This window comes from Mesorhizobium sp. M0701 (assembly GCF_040320365.1).
Classification (GTDB): domain Bacteria; phylum Pseudomonadota; class Alphaproteobacteria; order Rhizobiales; family Rhizobiaceae; genus Mesorhizobium.
Map to the genome: position 1 here is coordinate 25,465 of NZ_JAMYPO010000021.1, position 21,126 is coordinate 46,590.

The 21,126-nt window shown below is 57.8% G+C and carries 17 protein-coding genes and 1 pseudogene; 10 read left to right on the plus strand and 8 right to left on the minus strand.

Annotated features, from left to right (window positions below):
* Positions 1-68: 68 nt before the first annotated feature.
* Together NKI24_RS19920 and NKI24_RS19925 are read right to left on the minus strand one after the other, a co-directional pair.
* On the minus strand, positions 69-599 hold the full coding sequence (locus NKI24_RS19920; RefSeq protein WP_352747650.1) for a 2,4'-dihydroxyacetophenone dioxygenase family protein: 531 nt from the start codon (positions 597-599) through the stop codon (positions 69-71).
* A 13-nt stretch (positions 600-612) separates the two neighbouring features.
* Entirely contained in the window at positions 613-1,356 is a 744-nt protein-coding gene (locus tag NKI24_RS19925; protein ID WP_352747653.1) for an SDR family NAD(P)-dependent oxidoreductase, read from the minus strand.
* 327 nt (positions 1,357-1,683) lie between these two features.
* Between NKI24_RS19925 and NKI24_RS19930 the strand changes: the two genes are divergently transcribed.
* From NKI24_RS19930 to NKI24_RS19955, 6 genes and pseudogenes are all read left to right on the plus strand, one after another.
* On the plus strand, positions 1,684-2,889 hold the full coding sequence (locus tag NKI24_RS19930) for a mandelate racemase/muconate lactonizing enzyme family protein (RefSeq protein WP_352747655.1): 1,206 nt from the start codon (positions 1,684-1,686) through the stop codon (positions 2,887-2,889).
* A gap of 90 nt (positions 2,890-2,979) precedes the next feature.
* Entirely contained in the window at positions 2,980-4,302 is a 1,323-nt protein-coding gene (locus NKI24_RS19935) for a Re/Si-specific NAD(P)(+) transhydrogenase subunit alpha (protein WP_502901476.1), read from the plus strand.
* Positions 4,302-4,727 carry a proton-translocating transhydrogenase family protein gene (locus NKI24_RS19940; RefSeq protein WP_091581083.1) on the plus strand — a complete coding sequence of 142 codons (426 nt, stop codon included), beginning with the start codon at positions 4,302-4,304 and terminating at the stop codon, positions 4,725-4,727. The genes NKI24_RS19935 and NKI24_RS19940 overlap by 1 nt, the downstream gene beginning before the upstream one ends.
* Positions 4,728-4,733: 6 nt before the next feature.
* A complete protein-coding gene (locus NKI24_RS19945) occupies positions 4,734-6,131 on the plus strand; it encodes an NAD(P)(+) transhydrogenase (Re/Si-specific) subunit beta (protein ID WP_352747662.1) in 1,398 nt (465 codons plus the stop codon).
* Positions 6,132-6,201: 70 nt separating this feature from the next.
* Positions 6,202-6,981, plus strand: coding sequence for an SDR family oxidoreductase (locus tag NKI24_RS19950; RefSeq protein ID WP_352747664.1), 780 nt, complete (start codon positions 6,202-6,204; stop codon positions 6,979-6,981).
* A 1,465-nt stretch (positions 6,982-8,446) separates the two neighbouring features.
* Positions 8,447-8,545, plus strand: a pseudogene (locus tag NKI24_RS19955) (integrase core domain-containing protein); the annotation flags it as partial.
* 309 nt (positions 8,546-8,854) lie between these two features.
* On the opposite strand, the gene NKI24_RS19960 reads toward NKI24_RS19955, so the two are convergent.
* The 6 genes from NKI24_RS19960 to NKI24_RS19985 all read right to left on the minus strand — a co-directional run bounded on the left by NKI24_RS19960 (position 8,855) and on the right by NKI24_RS19985 (position 15,346).
* Positions 8,855-9,694, minus strand: coding sequence for a sugar phosphate isomerase/epimerase family protein (locus NKI24_RS19960; RefSeq protein WP_352747667.1), 840 nt, complete (start codon positions 9,692-9,694; stop codon positions 8,855-8,857).
* Positions 9,695-9,719: 25 nt separating this feature from the next.
* Entirely contained in the window at positions 9,720-10,790 is a 1,071-nt protein-coding gene (locus NKI24_RS19965; protein ID WP_352747670.1) for an ABC transporter ATP-binding protein, read from the minus strand.
* Positions 10,777-11,868, minus strand: a complete 1,092-nt coding sequence (locus NKI24_RS19970) for an ABC transporter ATP-binding protein (RefSeq protein ID WP_352747673.1) — start codon at positions 11,866-11,868, stop codon at positions 10,777-10,779. Before NKI24_RS19970 ends, NKI24_RS19965 begins: the two co-directional genes overlap by 14 nt.
* 2 nt (positions 11,869-11,870) lie before the next feature.
* A complete protein-coding gene (locus NKI24_RS19975) occupies positions 11,871-12,812 on the minus strand; it encodes a carbohydrate ABC transporter permease (RefSeq protein WP_352747677.1) in 942 nt (313 codons plus the stop codon).
* A complete protein-coding gene (locus tag NKI24_RS19980) occupies positions 12,809-13,669 on the minus strand; it encodes a carbohydrate ABC transporter permease (protein WP_352747680.1) in 861 nt (286 codons plus the stop codon). Before NKI24_RS19980 ends, NKI24_RS19975 begins: the two co-directional genes overlap by 4 nt.
* A gap of 63 nt (positions 13,670-13,732) precedes the next feature.
* A complete protein-coding gene (locus NKI24_RS19985) occupies positions 13,733-15,346 on the minus strand; it encodes an extracellular solute-binding protein (protein ID WP_352747682.1) in 1,614 nt (537 codons plus the stop codon).
* 706 nt (positions 15,347-16,052) lie between these two features.
* Here NKI24_RS19985 and NKI24_RS19990 point away from each other — a divergent pair.
* The 4 genes from NKI24_RS19990 (at position 16,053) to NKI24_RS20005 (ending at position 21,065) form a co-directional block, all read left to right on the plus strand.
* Complete coding sequence (locus tag NKI24_RS19990; protein ID WP_352747685.1) at positions 16,053-16,496, plus strand: SRPBCC family protein; 444 nt, start codon at positions 16,053-16,055, stop codon at positions 16,494-16,496.
* Positions 16,497-16,899: 403 nt separating this feature from the next.
* The gene (locus tag NKI24_RS19995; RefSeq protein ID WP_352747687.1) at positions 16,900-18,768 is read left to right on the plus strand and encodes a TRAP transporter large permease; all 1,869 of its coding nucleotides are present in this window, start codon (positions 16,900-16,902) and stop codon (positions 18,766-18,768) included.
* Positions 18,769-18,799: 31 nt separating this feature from the next.
* Entirely contained in the window at positions 18,800-19,810 is a 1,011-nt protein-coding gene (locus tag NKI24_RS20000; RefSeq protein WP_352747689.1) for a TRAP transporter substrate-binding protein, read from the plus strand.
* A 91-nt stretch (positions 19,811-19,901) separates the two neighbouring features.
* Positions 19,902-21,065 (plus strand): alpha-hydroxy acid oxidase, encoded by a 1,164-nt coding sequence (locus NKI24_RS20005; protein ID WP_352747692.1) that lies wholly within the window; start codon positions 19,902-19,904, stop codon positions 21,063-21,065.
* Positions 21,066-21,126: the final 61 nt, after the last annotated feature.

Genomic DNA, 21,126 nt, shown 5'->3' on the forward strand with positions numbered 1-21,126 from the left:
CAAACGATCGAAAAAACCGCCAGATCCGTCAGCTTCCAGTTTTAGATATCACAAGCGCAATAAGTGCGTCAGCGAATAAACTGGTCGACAAAGGAAGCGCCCAAACCATTTGACTGGTAATAGGATCGGCATTTGTCAATTCTGGTGAAAACATCGTCGTAGCCTTGACAATTTCCGTCTGGATCAACGTAGATCATCGCGCCGTTAACTTGGAATAGAGTTATCATTTCCTCGATATGAGGGTCTACTACCAATGTGTGGGTCTCTCCTGGAGCCTCATACGCGTACGAACCCGCTGTAGCAATCCAGTCATGTTCTAAGTATCGCCATTCACCTTTGAGGACATAGGCATGAACAGGCATGGGATGTTTGTGTCTTGACAATACGCCTGACTTTTTTACCTTCAGCAAATTCACCCAGTACCCGCGGGAAGCGCATAGAAGGAGTGGGCGAAACCACACATTCTCTTCAACGGGAACCCAAATCCGGTCGTCCTTAGGAAGTACATTGGTAATGACGAGTTCAGGAGGGGATTCGTTTGGCTGTGCGTGGCGATAGGGAGCCCACTTCAGGTTCGACGTAGTATCATCGATTAACATTGATTCATCCATGTTATGCGATCAAGTATCCACCGTCCACGATCAGTACCGAGCCCGTAACATATCTAGCAGCAGGCGAAGCAAGGAACGTTACGCAATCTGCAACCTCGCCGGGCGTTCCCCATCGTCCCATGGGGGTTCTTGCCATGAGCGGAGTATTTCGGATTGGATCATCCTGCAGTGCCTGCGTAAGTGGCGTCGCAATCCAGCCCGGCGCTACCGCATTTACCCTGATGCCTTCACCAGCCCAGGCCACTGCAAGGCTTTTCGTAAGCTGTGAAATTCCACCTTTGGACGCACTGTATGCAGGCGCACGACCTGATCCAAAGAAGCTCAGCATTGAGGCGATGTTAATTATTGAGCCAGCTGATTTGCTCAATTTCAGGTGCGCCGCAGCGCAAACGCGCATGGCGCCATTGAGATTGATGTCAATGACGTGATCGAAAACCTCAGGGCTGTGTTCGTCGTCGCGCCTTATAATGCCCGCGGCATTGATCACAACATCAATTTGCTGAAGGTTGCGGACTAGCGCATCTACCGCAGCGGGATCCCTGATGTCTAAGACGTCAAACCGGATATTCGAATGCGATGATCGAAGTCGAGCTTTGTCGCATTCAAGTCCAGTTGCGCCAGTACCTAAGACGCTCGCACCCAAGTTTCCAAAAGCAGCCGCACAAGCTTCACCGATGCCGCTAGTAGCGCCAACTACCAACACGCTACGCCCATCAAAAAGGCCGCCGTCGAAGGTTGAACGCACGAAAGTTCCTCTGCGCTGGACCTGCGGAATCGTGAGTTGATTGGCATCAACGCGCTCATCATCCGTGATTGCTAGAACTTAGCTAAACCGTGCGGGGTCGTCAAGACATTCGTAATACTAATCGGACAAGCAGCTGTTGTGGTGGAATTGGCGCGCGGAAATCAACCGCTTTCTCCCCTCGCTATGGATGATCAGTGAACGCGTCTGGCGGGGTTGACGCCAAATTCTAAAAATCATATTGATCATATTAAATGAGGTCGCGTGTTGCGGTGGCGCACCTCGTTTGATCGCGCAAAACTTTTTCATTTTGTAAGTAGGGCGGGCCCCGTGAAGATTACAAAAATTGAGACAATGAGCCTTGGCGAATTCCCAAACGTTTCGTGGATAATGGTCCATACGGAGGGTGGTATTGTTGGCCTTGGTGAAACGTATTTTGGCTCAGAAGCCGTGCAATCATATGTGCACGAGACTCTGGCTCCTCAAATGCTCGGAAAGGATGCATTGCGGATTGAAGCTCATTCACACACGTTGTTGAACAACTATGTTGGCTACAAATCCTCTGGGGCCGAAATTCGCGGCGCGTCGGCATTTGATATTGCGCTTTGGGACATATTTGGAAAGGTCACGGGTCAACCACTATATCAACTTCTTGGCGGTTTGGTTAATCCAAAACTTAGGGCTTATAATACATGCGCAGGTTATCGATATGTCCGATCACGTCCTACGTGGGGGACAGACAACTGGGGCATCAACGGCAATGAAGGCCCTTACGAAGATTTGGAGGGATTCCTCACGCGCGCAGATGAAGTCGCCGAAAGCCTTATAGACGAGGGATACTTTGGGATGAAAGTATGGCCGTTTGATTTCGCGGCTGAGAAAACGAGGGGCACCGACATCTCTGTCGCCGATCTCAAAAAGGGGATGGTCACACTCGAGAAAATTAGAGAGCGCGTAGGAGATAAAATCGAGATCTTCTTGGAGATGCATGGTCTTTGGCAGCTGCCGGCCGCTCTCAAGATCGCTAACGCTGTTGCGCCTCTGCGTCCGTACTGGTTCGAGGATCCAATTAAACCTAATAATATCAACGCCCTACGTCAATTCCGCGAGAACGCGCCGGCTTGGACCGCAGCGAGTGAGACTTTAGCAACTCGCTGGTCGTTTCGAGAGCTTCTGGAGCAGGAAGCGACGGATGTGGTGATCGCTGACTTAGGTTGGTCGGGGGGGATTTCAGAAGCGCGGAAGGTTGTCAGCATGACTGAAGCGTACAACCTTCCATTCGCGCCCCATGATTGTAGCGGCCCGGTTCAATTGGCCGCTTGTGTTCATCTTTGTGCTGCGTCACCCAATGCTCTTACTCAAGAGGTAGTGAGAGCGTTCTACCACGGATGGTATACTGAGTTGGTAGAGGACTTGCCCGAGCTTGCTGGCGGTTTTATCTCTCCGCTCGAAAAGCCGGGCATCGGAGTGGAGTTGAAGCCCGGCTTAAGAGATCGCGCGGACGTTCGAGGTCGAACCAGCGATTGGAATCCTTGACCTAGTAAACTTAAGTCGATCGGCTCTATCCAGGTAACTGGCCGGATAAGAGGCGGCGTCCAACTGCTATCACATAGCCAATATTCCCTAATGCTTTGCTTTGACGTGTCGGGCGCGGAGTTTTCTGTGAGTTTAATACTTTTTATCCCGAAGGAAATTTCACCGAACGAGCCCCGTGTTTCGGGCTCACCGGATACGGTGAAGCGATTGATTGCGCTAGGCTTCAAGGTCGTGGCCGAGGCGGGGGCGGGGTTTTTGTCCCGCATTCTCGATGAGGATTTCGCTAAGGCTGGTGCAACGATCGGCGACGTGAAGGATGCCGCGCGAGCGGATGTCGTGCTGAAGGTGAGGCGTCCGACGGAGGGCGAGATCAAAGGCTACAAGCGTGGCGCCGCGATCATCGCGACGATGGACCCGTATGGCAACGACGCGGCCGTGGCGGCAATGGCCGGCGCGGGCGTGACCGCCTTCGCGATGGAGTTCATGCCGCGCATCTCCAGAGCCCAGTCGATGGACGTCCTCTCCTCGCAGGCCAACCTCGCCGGCTATCAGGCGGTGATCGACGGCGCTTCGGAATATGACCGGGCATTGCCGATGATGATGACTGCGGCAGGCACGGTGCCCGCGGCAAAGGTCTTCATCATGGGCGTCGGCGTTGCCGGCCTGCAGGCGATCGCCACCGCGCGCCGGCTTGGTGCGGTCGTCACTGCCACCGACGTTCGCCCCGCCGCCAAGGAACAGGTCGCCTCGCTCGGCGCAAAGTTCCTCGCGGTCGAGGATGAGGAGTTCAAGGCTGCCGAAACGGCCGGCGGCTACGCCAAGGAAATGTCGAAGGAATACCAGGCCAAGCAGGCGGCACTCACATCAGAGCATATCGCCAAGCAGGACATCGTCATCACCACGGCGCTGATCCCCGGCCGGCCGGCGCCGAAGCTGGTCTCGGCGGCGATGGTCGCCTCGATGAAACCGGGTTCGGTGCTCGTCGACCTGGCGGTTGAGCGCGGCGGCAACATCGAGGGGGCAGAAGCCGGCAAGGTCGTCACCACGGCCAACAACGTCAAGATCGTCGGCCATCTCAATGTACCCGGCCGCGTCGCGGCGTCGGCATCGCTGCTTTACGCCAGGAACCTGTTCGCCTTCGTCGAGACGCTGGTGGACAAGACGACCAAGACGCTTGCCATCAATCGCGACGACGATCTGGTCAAGGCGACGATGCTGACCGATGGCGGCAAGATCGTGCACCCGGCCTTCGCCAAGGCCGACCAGCAGCCGCCAAAGGGCCAATATGTCGAGCCGGCGGCAATTCCGGCCAAGACCATGGTCGCCGACGCTTCGGCCAAACCGAAGAAGGTCGCTCCCAAGAAGGCAGCCGCGTCCAAGTCGCCTTCGTCGAAGTCGAAAGGCATTGCGTGATGGATCAGACCCTGCAGAAAGCCCTCGACCAGCTCGACCAGGCCTCCGCCGCCGTTCGGCTGGCGGTGCAGAATATGGCGACCGCGCCCGGCGGCGCCGAGGCGGCGGGTGATGCCGCGCACGCTTTGTCCGGCGGTGCCATCGATCCCTTCGTTTTCCGTTTCGCCATCTTCGTGCTGGCGATCTTCGTCGGCTATTATGTCGTCTGGTCGGTGACCCCCGCTTTGCACACGCCGCTGATGGCCGTCACCAACGCCATCTCCTCGGTCATCGTCGTCGGCGCGCTGCTTGCCGTCGGTATCGCGGCCTCCGGCATCGCCGCGGGCTTCGGCTTCGTCGCGCTGATGCTGGTGTCGGTCAACATCTTCGGCGGCTTCCTCGTCACCCAGCGCATGCTGGCCATGTACAAGAAGAAGGACAAGTAGAGCGCCATGAACGCCAACTTCGCGTCCTTCCTCTATCTGGTTTCCGGCGTCCTGTTCATCATGGCGCTGCGTGGCCTGTCGCATCCGACCACCAGCCGCCAGGGCAATCTATACGGCATGATCGGTATGGGCATCGCCATCGCCACCACATTGGCGCTGGCAACCCCGTCGGCGGGCCGCTTCGGCCTGATCGTGCTCGGTCTTGCCATTGGCGGCGGTGTCGGCGCCGTCACAGCGCGCCGCATCGCCATGACCTCGATGCCGCAATTGGTCGCCGCCTTCCACTCGCTGGTCGGCCTTGCCGCCGTCATGGTGGCGGCCGCGGCCATCTACGCGCCGGAAAGCTTTGGCATCGGCACGGATGGCGACATCCATGCCCAGGCCCTGATCGAGATGAGCCTTGGCGTCGCCATCGGCGCCATCACCTTCACCGGCTCGGTCATCGCCTTCCTCAAGCTCGACGGCCGCATGTCCGGCAAGCCGATCATGATCGGCGGTCGCCACTTCATAAACGCCGCGCTTGGCGTGGCACTCATCGTGCTGATCGTGCTTCTGGTCACCACCGAGGCCAAGCTGGTGTTTTGGCTCATCGTCGCCGCGTCGCTGGTCCTCGGCATCCTGCTCATCATCCCGATCGGCGGCGCCGACATGCCGGTCGTCGTGTCGATGCTGAATTCCTATTCCGGCTGGGCGGCGGCGGCACTCGGCTTCACGCTCGGCAATCTGGCGCTGATCATCACCGGCGCGCTGGTCGGCTCGTCCGGCGCGATCCTGTCCTACATCATGTGCAAGGGCATGAACCGAAGCTTCATCTCGGTCATCCTCGGCGGCTTCGGCGGCGAGACGGCAGCTCAAGCCGACGACGGCATCGAGCGCACGGTCAAGCAGGGCTCGGCCGACGACGCCGCCTATCTGATGATGAACGCGCAGAAGGTCATCATCGTGCCCGGCTATGGCATGGCGGTCGCCCAGGCGCAGCACGCATTGCGCGAAATGGCCGACAAGCTGAAGGCCAATGGCGTCGACGTCAAATACGCCATCCACCCCGTGGCCGGCCGCATGCCCGGCCACATGAACGTGCTGCTCGCCGAGGCCAACGTGCCCTATGACGAGGTGTTCGAGCTGGAAGACATCAATTCCGAGTTCGCGCAGGCCGATGTCGCCTATGTCATCGGCGCCAACGACGTCACCAACCCGTCGGCGCGTGACGACAAGTCGTCGCCGATCTACGGCATGCCGATCCTCGACGTCGACAAGGCCCGCACCTGCCTGTTCGTCAAGCGCTCGCTCGGCTCCGGCTATGCCGGCATCGACAACACGCTGTTCTACAAGGACGGCACCATGATGCTGCTCGGCGACGCCAAGAAGATGACCGAGGAAATCGTCAAAGCGATGGATATCTAGTGCCGGTATTGGTACTATCAGTATTACTAATGGTGTCGCAAGTCTGCTCTGCAAATGGAGGAATAAACGGATGGATATGGGTCTTGAAGGAAAGAAGGCAATTATTTGCGCAGGCAGCGCGGGTTTGGGACGTGCGTGCGCGATGGCTCTCGCCGGTGAGGGAGTGGATGTAACAATAAACGGACGCGGGCTAGAGCGCCTCAACTCGGCTGCGGAGGATATCCGCCGCCTTGGCAAAGGCTCGGTCACAATTGTCGCGAGCGATGTTACCACCGATGCCGGCCGCGACGAACTTGTTTCCGCGTGCCCAGATCCCGATATCCTTGTTACGAACGCTGGCGGACCCAAGGTAGGATCCTTCCGAAATTTTACTCGCCAAGATTGGGACGAAGGACTTAACATGGCGATGTTGACCCACATCGACATGATCAAGCGCGTGATTGACGGAATGACTTCCCGCAAGTGGGGGCGTATCATTAACGTAACATCTAGCGCAACCAAAGGCGCTGTGCCTGGGTTTGATCTGACCAACGGCGCACGCACCGGCCTTACGGGGTTCGTCGCCGGACTTGCCCGCGAAGTTATTGGCGATGGTGTTACTGTCAACAATCTTCTGCCGGGATTCTTTGAGACCGATCGCCTTCACGAGGGTTTTCGCGAATTGGCGAAGCGTCAGGAGATCACCGTTGATCAAGCTCGCTCGGACCGCTTAAGCGGCATTCCAGCGAAACGATTCGGTCAGCCAGAAGAACTCGGCGCCGCTTGCCTTTATCTTGCCAGCCAACATGCTGGCTACATCACTGGACAGAATCTCTTGCTAGATGGTGGTCGATACCCGGGCACGTTTTGACACTTGGTATACCGCAGCTTCAATGGAAGGAATGCGCGACGTCTGCTTCTAAGGTGGTGACGGTGAGCCACCGCCAGGTAGTGCCGCCATCGGCGGTGCGAAATCAGACGTGATGAACGCGTGTTCTTTCGCGCTGCGAAATAGGTGGCCTCATCCAACGCGGTTTCGAAATCGCTTCCGAAGTTGGCCCTGATCGTTGCTCGTGTCGAGAAACCGGATATTGCGCCGAAACGCTCGAGAGAGAAGGATCGAGCACTCGACATGGCGCAAGACGGAAGTGTGCACCGAGCAGTGCGCCCGATAAAAGTGGCATACAAGAAGTCGTTTCACCTCCAAGTAGGCATATTGGGTCTGGCGCTAAATTAATAAACTTTCCAGACACCAATTGCTCTTCCAAAGCCATAAAGGCCGAGCTTAGCCTGCCTTTGGGCGTCTTTGTGTACTGAAGGCACTTCCGGGAACAATCTCGGAGGTCTGAGATTTAGAAAAATTTAAAGCAGTTACTTATGAGGAATGCAATGTTTCTGCACCATATACATCTCCGGGCAAAGGAGCCACGGGAAGTCGCTGACTGGTTAGTCTTAGCGTTCGGATATACCATCTTAACAGACGAGTACCGCGCCGTAGGAGACCGGTTGATTCGCTGCAAAACGAGTAGTGATTCAGTGCTAGTATATGTCTCTAATGAGAGAACTGGAGAAGTACTCGAAGCGGCACAAAAGGTCGGCCACTATGGCATTGATCATTTTTGCATGGAGACCAACGCGTTTGACGAAGATATTAGTCGGGTCGTTGATTTGGGTGCCAAAATAATTGAGGGGCCATTTACGTTGGCCGACACAACCCGTGCAGCGTTTATTCTCATCCCGGGGGATATTCGTGTAGAGGTCGTTCAATTTCCTTTGGGACCCAGGGGTTGATCAGTGTCTGACCCAAAATGACGTTGGGTGATATCGACGGAGTGTTCATATGTTGACTGATGTCACCCGCATGCACGGAAGGTGACTGCGTTAACCCAGCGCTCTGGAGCCCGCGCGCCGTTTCGAGGTGTTCACCGGTTCCGGTCGGCGGCGGGAATGGCTGCCGGACGAGAAGGCGCGGATCGTGCAGAAACCTGTAAGGGCCGCCGAGGATGTCCACCTCTGTCGATGTGGTGGCTCGCGCCCTACGCTGCGCGTCCGAGGGTTGCTCGGACGGGCCGAGCCGATCCTCTTCAGGGGAGGATGAGCCTGGCCAGATTATAGGGAAGCATTTGTCGGCATCGATGTCGCGAAGCTGAAGCCATCGCGATTGCGGACGCCGGCCGGGAGGGAAAGGTTCGCTTCTTCGGTGAGGTCGACCCGTCGCGAGAGAGCATGCGCCGAGCTATCCGGCGGATCGCCACCAAGTTCGATCGGATGCGTTTGTGCCACGAGACCGGCCCGACCTCCTCAAGCATGTAAAGCATCTCGCCATTGAGCGGTTCGTCGCGGAGCCAAAGGTCGTCATCCCCGGTTGGCGCCAGCACTACAATAACGTCCAACCGCACTCGTCATTGGGCTACCGGCCACCTTCACATAGCGCTTCTTCTCAACGTCGGGGCTGGAAAGTTGGCAAAGGTTTCTTCCGCAGTGGACAAGGCATGCACCCAAGCTGCATCTGTTTTGAGGCAGAACGCAGATGGCGCGCAGCGGCTGGGCTGTATCACGAGGCTGTCTTTCCAAGCGACAATTTGGTAGCGTAAACACATGTTGGATCGCCATGCCCAAGGTGAGACACCAGCGAGTTGATTGTCGTTTCCCACGCCAATCTTGTGGTCCACCGTGGCGTTTGACACACCGGTTCCTGTTGCGATATCGGCGAGATTCCGAGATACTCGCGTCGATACTGATAGCTACATAGTATTCAGACACCCCGCAACGATGTCCTCGATAAGGGCCGCGGCGGGGCGTGCCGAGTGCCGTTCCGAAAATATCTCGACCTCCACCCAGCCGCCAAACCCGGCCTTCGACATCGCTTCGTAGATGGCCTTCAGATCGATCACGCCTTCGCCCGGTATGCCGCGATCCCAAAGAAGGCTCTCGGTCTGCATCTTCCAGTCGGAAATGTGGAAAGTTGTGAGCCTGTTGCGCTTGCCCGCTTCTTCTATCCCTTGCCAGAGATCGCTGTCCCACCAGACGTGATAAGCATCCAGGGCGAGGCCGATGCCGTCCCCCAGCCTGTCGCACCAGGCGTTGGCGTCGGCTAGCCGGGTGATCACCGACCAGTCGGGCGCATATATCGGATGCAACGGCTCGAGCGCCATGACGACACCGGCGCGGCGCGCATGTTCCAGCGTCTCGGCCAGACAATCGAAGGCGAAGGATCGCGCCTCGGCGAGCGATTTCGAATCCGGCAGCAGGCCGCCGACCGCGGTCACAATGGACGGCGAGCCGAGCTCCGCGGCGATATCGATGGCGCGCCTGGCGTCGTCGATGCGCGCGGTTCGTGCGCCCTTGCCGTCACGCGTGAACAGGCCGGCCACGCAGAAGCCGGTCACGGTCAGCCCGTTGTCGGCGATTGCTTGCCGGGCCGCGGCGACGCCAACAGCCTCCACCTTGTCGCGCCACGGCGTAATGCCCTTGATGCCTGCAGCGGCGTATGCTTCGGCTGCCTGCGTCAAGGTAAGGGCATTGGTGGTGATCTGGTTGATCGCGATGCGGTCGCGATCGAGGCGCAGTTTCTTGTCCGGCACTCCATATCTCCCTTATGTGAAATAATCAGGCAGCGCGCACACGCTCGCCACTGGATGGATCGAACCAGAAGGTGCCTGCCGGTGCGATGCGCAGCCCGACCGGCTGGCCGGGCTCGAGGTTCCGGAATCCCCTTGCCGAGGCGCGCAGCCTTGTGCCGGACTTGGTCGTGAGGTCGACGAGCGTATAGCCTCCCAACACCTCCGACCTCAGCACTTCGGCAGGCACGGCGTCGCCGCCGGCGGTCTCGATGGCGATCGCTTCCGGGCGGATGCCGAGGTCAAATTCGGCGCTAACCATTTGGCTCCTGGGCAGGGCGAGCTTCAGCCGCATGTCGCCCGATGCGAAACCGCCATCGTCGATCGTGCCGCGCAAAATGTTGATCGCCGGGCTGCCCAGCATGTTGGCGACGTAACGCGAATTCGGGTCGGCGTAGATCTCGGCCGGCGTGCCGATCTGCCGGGCCTTGCCGTTCTCCAGGATTGCCATGCGGTCGGCAACCGACATCGCCTCCTCCTGATCATGCGTCACATAAACCAGCGTATGGCCGATGTCGCGCTGGATGCGCTTCAGTTCGACGCGCATCTCCTCGCGCAGCCGCGCGTCAAGCGCCGAGATCGGGTCGTCCATCAGATAGGCGGCCGGGTCGCGCACCAAGGCCCGCGCAATGGCGACGCGCTGCCGCTCGCCGCCGGAAAGGTGGCTAGGCAGCTTGTCGAGCAGGCGGGTGATGTGCAGCTTCTCGGCCACCTGCTCGACGCGACGGGGAATCTCGGCCACCGGCACCTTTCGCTCCTCCAACGGGAAGCGGATGTTTGCACGCGCCGTCAGATGCGGGAACAAAGCCAGGTTCTGGAACACCATCGCCACATTGCGGTCGCCGGGCGAAACCCCGGCCATCGGGCGACCGCCGATGCGCACTTCGCCCGTATCCGGCGTCTCCAGCCCGAGGATCAGCCTGAGCGCGGTGGTCTTGCCGCTGGTCGGCGGCCCGAAGATGCAGAAGAACTCGTTGTTCTGGATCGACAGCGACAGGTGGTCGAGCGCCTGGACGTCGTCATAGCGCTTGCTCAGCCCGATGAGGTCAATGGAGGCCATGGCTGACCGCTCCCCTGATTGCCAGCGTCGTTTTGGGATCGAAGGCGATCAGCCGCTCTGTATCCGGTTCGAGGCCGAGGATGTCGCCCTGCGCCACCGGGAAGCCGGCGCTCTCTACGATCTTGAACGACTGACCGCGATCTTCGAAATGGATAATGACTCGGGCGCCGATGCGCTCAACGAAGACGGCACGAGCCCGCAGCCGAGCATTCGCCGGATCGGTGAGCCGCACATCCTCCGGCCGGAAGCCGGCGATGACGCTGCTGCCGTTCGTCAGTGCAAGCTTGCCGTCGGCAAGGGCCAGGCTGCCCATCTCGCCGAAGCTCAATGCGCCGTCGCTGACGCCGGCGGTGAGCAGGTTCATGCTCGGGCTACCCATGAAGCGGGCGACGAAGGTGTTCGCCGGCTCGCGATAGACCTCGATCGGCGAGCCGACCTGCTGCAGCACGCCACGATCCATGATGGCGATGCGGTCGGCCATGGCCATCGCCTCGAGCTGGTCGTGCGTGACGTAGACCATAGTTTGGCCGAGCCGGCGCTGGAGTTCGCGCAGTTCGGCGCGCATCACGGCGCGAAAGGCGGCGTCTACGTTGGAAAGCGGCTCGTCGAGCAGGAAGATGGCGGGATTGACAGCGGCCGATCGGCCGATCGCCAGACGCTGCAGGATGTTGACCGACAGGCCAGAGGCGCGCCGGCCGAGGAAGGCGACGAGGTCGAGGAGGCCGGCGATTTCGCGAACTCTCGCGTCGATCTTCGACGCCTCCTCACCCCTCGCACGCAGCCCGTAGGCAAGGTTCTCGTAGACGGTCATGTGCGTGAAGATGGCGTAGTTCTGGAAGACGAAGCCGACGCCGCGCCTGCCGATAGGCACACCGGTAACATCGCGTTCGCCGAACATCACGCGCCCATGGGTCGGCTCGACAAGCCCGGCGATCATGTTCATGGTCGTGGTCTTTCCGCAGCCCGAGGGACCGAGCAGAGCCATGAATTCGCCATTGCCGATGTTGAGGTCCATATCGGCGACTGCCACGATGCCCGCGAAGGATTTGCCGAGCCTGTCTAGACGGATGGAAGACATGATCAGCGCTTCCGCATGCGGCTCATCGCAAAGATGGCGACAGCCGACAGGATGATGAGGATGAAGAGGGCGATGGAGGCGGCGTAGGACCAATCGAGCCGGAAAAGAGCCACCTTGGAAATGTAGACCGACAGCGTCTCGGTCGAGGTTCCGGGCCCGCCGGCCGTCATGATGTAGAGAGTGTCGAAGATCTTGATGATCTCGACGACGCGGATCGCCAGCGCGATGATCATCACCGTCACCATGCGCGGCAAGACTATGGTGCGGAAGCGGTATCCCCAGCTAGCGCCCAGAATCGTCGCCGCCTTGACCTGGTCGTCCGGCACGCCGGCTAGACCGGCGAGCAGGATCAGGAACATAAGCGGCGTCCACTGCCAGATGTCGGCGATCATCACGCTGACGAGCGCCAGTGTGGGATCTCCAAGCCATGCGATGCGCACGTCCGAACCGATCAGAGTGCTGAGCAGGCCATTGATGGGGCCGGTGCTCTGGAAAAGCATGAAGAACATGTAACCGGCGATGGCCGGAACCACCATCATCGGCGTGATCAGGATCGGGTAGAACACCCGCTTGCCCGGAAACTCCTCGACGAACAGCAGCGCCAGTCCGAGCCCGAGCAGGAACTCGACCGGCACGCAGACGGCCGTCACCAGAAGAGTGCGCCAGATCGACAGCCACAGGTTGCGGTCCGACCATAGGTCGATGAAATTGGCGAAGTCGTTCCACGACCGGTAGGCGAAGGCCCAGTTCTCGCCGTCGAGCGGCGACCAGTCGGTCAGGCTGATGTAGAGCTGCATCAGCAGCGGGAAGACGGTAATGAAGAGAAGCAGCAACTGGGTCGGCATCGCCATCCAGACGCCGAGTCGCTTGCCTTCGCTCTCTGGCGCCGCCACTTGAGCCGGGGCTCCGAGCGATGCGGCGTTGCTCGCGGTGAGATTGGTCATTGCTTCAGTGCTCCGAAGGTGAGGCCGCGCACCAGGTATTTCTGGATGGCGATGCCGAAGACAATCGGGGGAATGATTGCGAGCAGGCCGAGTGCGGCCTTGGCGCCGTAGAGCTGGCCGGTGACGCTTGCCGCTAGGGTCGACATGTAGACCGGCAGCGTCTGCCACTCCTTGGTGGTCAGAAGCAGGGCGACCAGGAAATCGCTCCAGTTGAGGATGAAGACGAACAGCGCGGAACTGGCGAGCGGCGCCTTCATCATGGGCAGCGTGATGCGCATGAACACCCGGAAGCGGGTGCTGCCCTCGACCAGCGCCGCTTCCTCGATCTCGCGCGGCATCTCGTCGAAGAAGGTCTTCATCAGCCAGAAAGCGAAGGGCAAGGTGACGATGCCGTAGATCAGCGACAGGCCCCACCAGGTGTCGACGAGACCAAGGAAGGCCCACATGACCATGACCGGGATCATCACCGCTATGGGTGGAAACAGGCGCAACTGGATCAGCGCCAGCGGCAGATTTGAGGCGACCTTGAAGCGCGACACCGCGTAGGCGGCGAGCGTGCCGCAAATCATCGCGATGATCGTGCCGAACGTCGAGGCGATCAGCGACGAGAAGATCGGATGGACCGCGGTGCGGGCGGGGGTGCCGAGGATGCCCGAGGTCTCCAGCCCGAATATGTAACGGAAATTGTCGAGCGTCGGCTGCTGCGGCAGCCAGGTGATGTCCTTGCCGCTCAGCGTCCATTCGCCGAGGGGCTTGAATGCCATCGTCGCCATCCAGAAGATCGGCAGCAGCGTCACGAATAGCGCGACAAGGACGCCGAGATAGCGAAGGGCAAGCAGAACGGAGCTGTTCTTCATGGATATGAGCCTTCTGGCCCGGCAGCCATCGGCTGCCGGGCGCGCCTTTGCTTGGGAGGATGCTTAGGCGATGGGGTCGGTGAGCGTCGGCCAAGCGGCCTTGTTGGCCCTCACTGCCTCGACGAACCTGTCCTCGCCGAGCTTGCGAATGATGCGTTTCCACTCGCGTTCAGTATCGGCCATCGCCTCTTCGGGCGTTTTCGACTTGGTGAGCGCGCCAAGCAGGTTCTCGTCAAGCGCGTTGTGAAGCGCGGTCGCGCCGGCGAAGTTGATGGTCGGCACCGAGCGCTTGATGGTCTCGCGGATCGTCTTCAGGTGGTAGTCGTGATACATCTCGGCGACCAGCGGATCGGTCATGTTGGCAAGCTGGAACGGATCGAAGCCGTAGCCCGCTGGGTTGGCGATCATCCAGGTGAAGATCCGGCTCGATCCCAACCATTGAAGGAAGAGATAGGCAAGCTCGGTATTCTTCGACTGGTTGGAAACCGTCGCGGTGATCGAGAACCACAGCACAGAGCGCCGGATCAGCGCGCCGTCGATCTCCCGGCCTGGCGAGAACGAGGTATTCAGCTTGCCCTTTACCACCGAGTCCGCATTGGCGGGGTTGTCGATGAATTTTGGCATGTTGGAGAAGGCGCAGGTCATAGCCGCGCCGCCCTTGGTCATGTTGCCGTATTGCTCCGGCCATCCCCAACTGATGGCGTCGGGTGAGTGATAGGCCAGTGTGTCGACATACTCCTTCGCCGCGTTGATGCCCTGCTTGGAATTGATCAGAGGCGTGCCGTCGTCGTCGAACAGGAACTGGTTGGGCGCGGCGCTGGAAACAAAGCGCTGGTACCAGTTCGGATAGCCCCAGGCCTGGTTGCGAAGGTCGGTGCAGCCGAGTAGGCCCTGGTCGGGACGGTGGAAGAAGGCCGCAGCCTCGTCCAACTGCTTCCATGTCTTCGGGTAGTCGAGCTCGTAGCCGTATTTGGCCTTGAACGCCTGTCGTTCCTTGTCGTCCTCGAACAGGTCCTTGCGGTAGACCCAGCACTGGAAATCACCGTCGAGCGAGACGCCGTAGGCCGATCCGCGATATTCGTTGAGCAGCGATACGCCCTGGGCACCACCGACATAGCCGCGCTCCGGGTCGTCCCATTCGGGTTTGTACTTGGTGCGGAACTCATCGAGATTCTGGATGCCGTTGGATTCGGCGAGATCGCCGAGACGGTTCCATTCGGTGACGTAGATGTCGAAGGCACCCTCCTTGGTGGCGATGTCCTGCAAGGCCTTGGTGAATACGGCGTCCGACGGCACGCTAACCAGTTCGAGCGTAATGCCGGTCTCCTTCTCCCACAGATCCTTTACGGTGGGCGCGCCGGCCGGGAACGGTTTGGTTAGCTGGCCGATAGCCACCTCGGACATCATGGCGACAATCTTGGTCGCTTTGCCGGCGCCCTTCATCACCTTGACCGCCTCGATTGCGCGGCCTTCAGGCGAGTCGGGTCCGTACTGGTAGCGCTGGGCTCCGTCGAAGCCCGTCGGGCCGCCGATCATGCCGGGGGCCAATGCGTCGGCGGCAAGAGCTGTACGGATGTTGAGAAACCGCGGCCCGATTCCAATCGGCGCGGTCAAGGCAAAAGCAGCGGTTCCCCCACGCAGAATGGCGCGGCGCGAGAATGGCGAATTCAATTTCATCTATCAACCCTCCCAATCAATTCCTCATATTGATATTACTTATTTTTCGTTGTCAAACGATTTTGCGTTGGCCAAACAGCTGATCGTGCGAGACGAGTAGCTCGGCATAAAATCGTCTGCCCCACTGGACTTAACCGGCGTCGTTCCTCAATTTCCGTGGTGCATTCGCCGTTGGCGATGATGCCGCTACGCGCGGCCCTGCGCAGGAACCGTCCTCTTAAGGCCCGTGCGGCCTTTCGGTGAAAAACGCGGCTCCCCTCGCGGTACAGCCGACAATGGTGTGCGGCGGCGACAAACTCGTCGATGGAGCGGGGCGGGCAAAACCCATTTGAACTCTCTGCCCCGGCCTCCCGGATGCCAAAAGGGCTGGCCGTTCCACGACCGCCGCCGCTCTCGTCAGCGGATGATGGAGGTCCGTGACGTGTCCGGAAGGCCGGCTGAAACACCTTAGAAAAATCGGCGACTTTTATGATCCCATGAACCAGCCATGCCGATTTTGAGGCCACCTGCTGCAAACGAGCAGATGCCGAACGCTAGGGGCGAGAGACAGAGTTTGACAACTTCATGAACAAGTATTATCAATCCGACTAATTCGGCCGAGGCCGCTTTAGGGCTCTGGTGTTCTCAGATAGGCCCTTAGGGGGCTTTCGGGATGGGAGAGAATAGCTGTGCAAGATGCGCTGCCAATAGCGATAGGGAGGTAGATTTGGCCCAGGCTTATGCAAGTGCTGTCATCGACGCGCCAATCGATGCAGTCTGGGAAATTATCCGCGACTTCAACGGATTACCTAATTGGCATCCGATGGTCGCGCGCAGCGAAATTGAGGACGGCCGCCAGGCTGATGCTGTGGGGGCAATACGGTCATTCTACTTCGTGGAAGACGGAAGGCACGTGCGGGAGCGGCTCATAGCGCTCAACGATCAGGAGCGCATGTTTGCTTATGCATTCATCCTGCCGGCTTTTCCGGTAGAGAATTATGTAGGCACCATGCACCTTCTGCCGGTGACGAACGGCGATCACACCTTCGCTGAATGGAGCGCGACCTTCGACGAAGCACCAAACGACAAAGGCAAATACGTCGACATCATCTCCAACGGGGCCTTCGCGACCGGTTTGAAGGCCCTGCAAGATAAATTGAGAGATCGATAGGCTAAGAGGCAGTGCCGAGATTGCCAGACCGCATAACGTATTTGTTCTGACCGCTCAGACGTCGTGGTGCTTGTCGTGAGCTTGGTATGACAGAACCAGCAAACACCGATTGTGGAGCGCCACGGCTTACTTCTCGCCAATGAGCAAACCGACCCTCCGTGCGGCAAGGAGGTTCATGCGATCGTGGGAGAGACGGCGCCGGTAACTCTCACTCATATTGATACTATTCGGCATGCCGGTTCCCTAGGAGAGGCGGATTGCCATCCGGGGGAGTTCTTCCGCTTCTGACAGCGGCAGTGGAAAATTAGAGCCGCGGCCGCTTTGTGGCTCAGGTGTTCTCGGTATCGGCCCTTAGGGTGCGCTTTCGGGATTGGGAGAGATACGGGATTGGGAGAGAACAGCTATGCAAGATGCCGTGCCACTGAGTGAATTCGAGAGCTCGCAAGTCGACTACCTGCCAAAGTCACACTTAGCGCTTTTAATGAAGGTCATTGAGGCGATTGCAGCAGCTCTTCTCGCGGGCATTATCATCTTGATGTTTGCCGGCGTGATATCGCGGTATGTGTTAAACAGCCCGCTAACTGAGATCGACGAAATTCTCGTCATCATGTTTATGTGGCTTGTGATGCTCGGCTCGGTTATCGCTATGGCCAGAGGAGAACACCTCAGACTGACCTTTGTGGTGAACAGCTTAGGTCCAAACGTAAGGCAATTTCTAGAGACACTTGGCTCACTACTGGTGCTGACATTTCTGATCGGCCTGCTTTATCCGTCCTACAAGCATCTTATGTTGGAGCACTCGATTACTATACCAGGCCTCGACCTCCCAAAAAGCATTCGGAGTGTATGTATACCAATCGCGATCGTGATGATGATATTGATCGTATTTCTTCATTTGATTAAGAAGACAACGCTTTTGCAAATATGCGTTTCATTAGCAATTGTAATTTTGATCTCTGCTGGCCTCTGGCAGATCAACAGGATATTGGAGGATTTTTCTCAAACTCCCCTTTTATTGATATTGGTGGGGTTTATTGCGGCCACACTCTCAATCGGAGTCCCGATTGCATTTTGTTTCGGCATAGGAGCCATGGCGTTTATTCTTTTCGGGACACACATTCCTCTCACGGTAATTGTCGGCCGTATGGATGAGGGAATGGGTAGCCCTATCTTGCTCTCCGTCCCAGCTTTCATCTTGCTTGGGGCGGTTCTGGATGGAACCGGAATGGGCAAATCTATCGTCGACTTCGTCAGCTCTCTCGTAGGGCACGTGAAAGGAGGAATGTCGTACGTCCTGTTGGGTTCAATGTATCTTGTTTCCGGAATATCAGGGTCGAAAGTCTCCGATATGGCGACTGTAGCCCCGGCGCTATTTCCCGAAATGCGACGCCGTGGCAACAAACCGACAGAGATGGTCGCGCTTCTTGGAACCGGCTCGATTATGGCAGATACGGTTCCTCCTGCAATTATCCTGATCGTTTTGGGCTCGGTCGCCGGTCTTTCGATATCACAGCTCTTCGTCAGCGGTTTTTCCGTAGCATTCTTCCTGTTGGTCATTCTGGCTGTGGTCGCCAGGTGGAGGTCGAGGAACGAGGATATGACGGGAGTAGAGCGCGTTGGATTGAAAAACGTATTGCTTTTAACAAAGGTAGCCGTTCCTGCACTTATGCTGCCCTTATTCATAAGGATGGCGGTTGGCGAGGGAATTGCGACGGCGACCGAAGTTTCCACAGTTGCGATTTTCTATTCCGTGATCGTTGGAACTTGCATGTATAAGAGCCTTGATCTGCGCTCAATCTACAGAATCCTTGTAGAGGGAGCCGCAATGACTGGCAGTATTCTCTTCATTCTGGGGACCGCCGTCGCAGCATCGTGGGCCCTCACGCAAACGGGCTTTGCTGGCCGGCTGGCCGTAACGATGGCGACCCTTCCGGGAGGATGGGTGACCTTCATGATTGCGTCGATCACGGTCTTTATCGTTCTAGGATGTTTGCTTGAGGGGCTGCCTGCCTTGGTCCTTCTGGCTCCCCTTATGTTTCCAATTGCTGCCCATTTCGGCATAAACGAGATTCAGTATGGAATGGTTATGGTAGTTTCGATGAACATCGGGTTGTTTATGCCACCTGTTGGGATAGGTTACTACATCGCCTGTAGAATTGGGAAGGTAGACCCAGACACGGCGATGAAAGACTTGTTTCCATACATGCTTGCACTGTTTGTTGGACTACTGTGCATCGCCTTCATACCGGCAATATCTCTCGCATTTATTTGAACTGCCGTCTAAATCCAAAGGGAGGAATGAAATGTTGATAACAAGGCGTCGGTTTGGCGGACTCGCTCTCGCGGCGGGAGCTACTGCTCTCAGTTGTCCTCGAGTTGCAACGGCCAAGGGCAAGATCTCACTGCGGATGGGCAGTGCATTCCAGCCAGGCCATCCTTCCAGCGTTTACACATTGAAGGCGATCGAAGAAATCGCGAAGGAAACGAACGGTGACGTTGAGATCTTATTCTTTCCCGCATCGCAACTTGGCACCGATCCCGACATGATGACCCAAGTGCGTGGTGGGGCTCTCGATATGATGACCCAGTCGGGCGTAATTATGCAGGTGGTGGCGCAAAACACCGCGATCAGTGCCGTTCCTTTCGTTTTCGAGAACTATGCCAATCTATGGGCGGCGTTGGATGGAGAGCTTGGCGCTTACATCCGAACCCAGATCGCAGGCGTCGGCCTTTATCCGTTCAAAAACGTTTGGGACAGCGGTTTCCGACACATGACCTCAAACGATTCCCCAATCACCAGCCCGGCAGACCTGCATGGCAAGAAATTTCGAGTTCCGCCAAGCCCGCTTTGGACAACTATGTTTAGTGCGCTGGGCGCTTCCCCGACGACCGTTCAGCTTCCGGAACTTTACTCTGCCCTTCAGACAGGTCTCGTTGATGGGCAGGAGAACCCCATTTCGCAACTTTATGCGCAACGTTTGTACGAAGTGCAGAAATATTGCTCCTTAACCCAACACGTCTGGGATGGCACATGGATGTTTGTGAGCCAGCCGGTTTGGGACAGCCTTCCGCAAGATGTCCGTTTAGTGATGGAAGCTCGCTTCAATGAGAATGCGTTTCTTCAACGACAAGACCTGGAGGATAAGAATGCTGGTCTAGTCAAGAAGATGGAGGAGGCGGGAATGGTCTTTAGCACCCCAGATAAGGAACCATTCCGTAAGGCATTGATCGATGCCGGGTTCTACAGGCAGGCGAAAGAGAAGTTTGCACCGCAGGCGTGGGAATCATTGGAGAAATACGCCGGAAGCCTTTAAAGGCCGCCCCACAACGACGTTTGGCGCTTTTGCCAGGCTAGTTGGGTCGAAGCGGACGGCAATATCCTTTGCGCCAATAGTTGAGGACATCGTGGCCAAGTCAAATGCGCAGATCGAGCGCGCGGTAAGCGCGTCTGATGTGAAAGAACTTGCGAGAAAGCGCCTTCCCAAGGCCCTCTTCGATTATATCGAAGGGGGCGTGGAAGACGAGATTGCGCTGGAAACGAACCGTGATGCGTTCGATAAAATCCGCTTTCTTCCGCGGATATGCCGCGATGTTTCGCGCCGTTCACGCATCCAATCCATCTTCGGGGAGACTTACAATAGTCCTTTCGGTATCTCGCCCTCTGGAATGAATGGCCTGTTTCGGCCAGCGGCGGACATTCATCTGGCAGAGGCAGCCAAGGACGCGAACATCCCATTCGGTCTGTCGGGCGTTAGCAACGCGTCGCTTGAACAGATATGGGAGAGCACGAGGAGGCCCTTCTGGTTTCAGCTCTATGCGGCGCGCGATACAGAAATAGTAGACGATATGCTACGCCGAGCACAGGCCGCTGGGTCGAAGACCCTCATAGTAACTGCGGATGTTCCAGTTTCGGGGATTCGCGAGCGAAACATTCGTAATCGCGTAGCGTTTCCTTATCGACCCAGTCTCAGAGGTATTATTGATGCTGGACTCCATTGGGCTTGGCTGATCGATTACTGGCGTTCGGGGGGGATGCCGTCATATGGAAACTGGGAGCCTTACGCTAAAGACGGGGCTACATCCGCCGACGTCATAGCTCTAATAAGCCACCACATCCCGAATCCCGGGTTTTCATGGGACGATCTCGCCAGAATAAGAGAGATCTGGCCACATTACCTCGTTCTCAAAGGTGTTCTGTCGCCTCGCGATGCGCTTCAAGCAAAAGCGTTGGGAGTCGACGGGTTGCAGGTTTCGAACCACGGGGGTCGGCAGTTCGACCGGGCACCGAGCGCTTTGCGCATGCTACCACTGATTCGGGAGTCGGTGGGGCCTGAAATGCCGCTCTTATTGGATAGTGGCATAATGCGAGGCTCCGACATTGTCGCCGCCTTATGCCTAGGTGCCGACTTCGTAATGGTTGGGCGCGCGACGTTGTATGGCGCGATCGCAGCCAAGACTGCCGGCGCTGCACGCGTCATTGACATCCTCAATTCCGAAATCGACATGTTGATGGGGCAGATAGGCGCTACAACTATAGCTGATCTTGGAGATGACTGCGTTGTTAAATAAAGACACGGAGTACTTTGGACAGCCTGGGGTCGTAAGACTGATAATGCCACTAATTCATTTG

What these genes read in the sequence shown, in the direction of transcription:
- NKI24_RS19920 (WP_352747650.1), bottom strand. Translation starts at nt 599, where the DNA reads ATGTTAATCGATGATACTACGTCGAACCTGAAGTGGGCTCCCTATCGC.
- NKI24_RS19935 (WP_502901476.1), top strand. Translation starts at nt 2,980, where the DNA reads ATGCTTTGCTTTGACGTGTCGGGCGCGGAGTTTTCTGTGAGTTTAATA.
- NKI24_RS19940 (WP_091581083.1), top strand. Translation starts at nt 4,302, where the DNA reads ATGGATCAGACCCTGCAGAAAGCCCTCGACCAGCTCGACCAGGCCTCC.
- NKI24_RS19945 (WP_352747662.1), top strand. Translation starts at nt 4,734, where the DNA reads ATGAACGCCAACTTCGCGTCCTTCCTCTATCTGGTTTCCGGCGTCCTG.
- NKI24_RS19950 (WP_352747664.1), top strand. Translation starts at nt 6,202, where the DNA reads ATGGATATGGGTCTTGAAGGAAAGAAGGCAATTATTTGCGCAGGCAGC.
- NKI24_RS19965 (WP_352747670.1), bottom strand. Translation starts at nt 10,790, where the DNA reads ATGGCCTCCATTGACCTCATCGGGCTGAGCAAGCGCTATGACGACGTC.
- NKI24_RS19970 (WP_352747673.1), bottom strand. Translation starts at nt 11,868, where the DNA reads ATGTCTTCCATCCGTCTAGACAGGCTCGGCAAATCCTTCGCGGGCATC.
- NKI24_RS19975 (WP_352747677.1), bottom strand. Translation starts at nt 12,812, where the DNA reads ATGACCAATCTCACCGCGAGCAACGCCGCATCGCTCGGAGCCCCGGCT.
- NKI24_RS19980 (WP_352747680.1), bottom strand. Translation starts at nt 13,669, where the DNA reads ATGAAGAACAGCTCCGTTCTGCTTGCCCTTCGCTATCTCGGCGTCCTT.
- NKI24_RS19985 (WP_352747682.1), bottom strand. Translation starts at nt 15,346, where the DNA reads ATGAAATTGAATTCGCCATTCTCGCGCCGCGCCATTCTGCGTGGGGGA.
- NKI24_RS19995 (WP_352747687.1), top strand. Translation starts at nt 16,900, where the DNA reads ATGCAAGATGCCGTGCCACTGAGTGAATTCGAGAGCTCGCAAGTCGAC.
- NKI24_RS20000 (WP_352747689.1), top strand. Translation starts at nt 18,800, where the DNA reads ATGTTGATAACAAGGCGTCGGTTTGGCGGACTCGCTCTCGCGGCGGGA.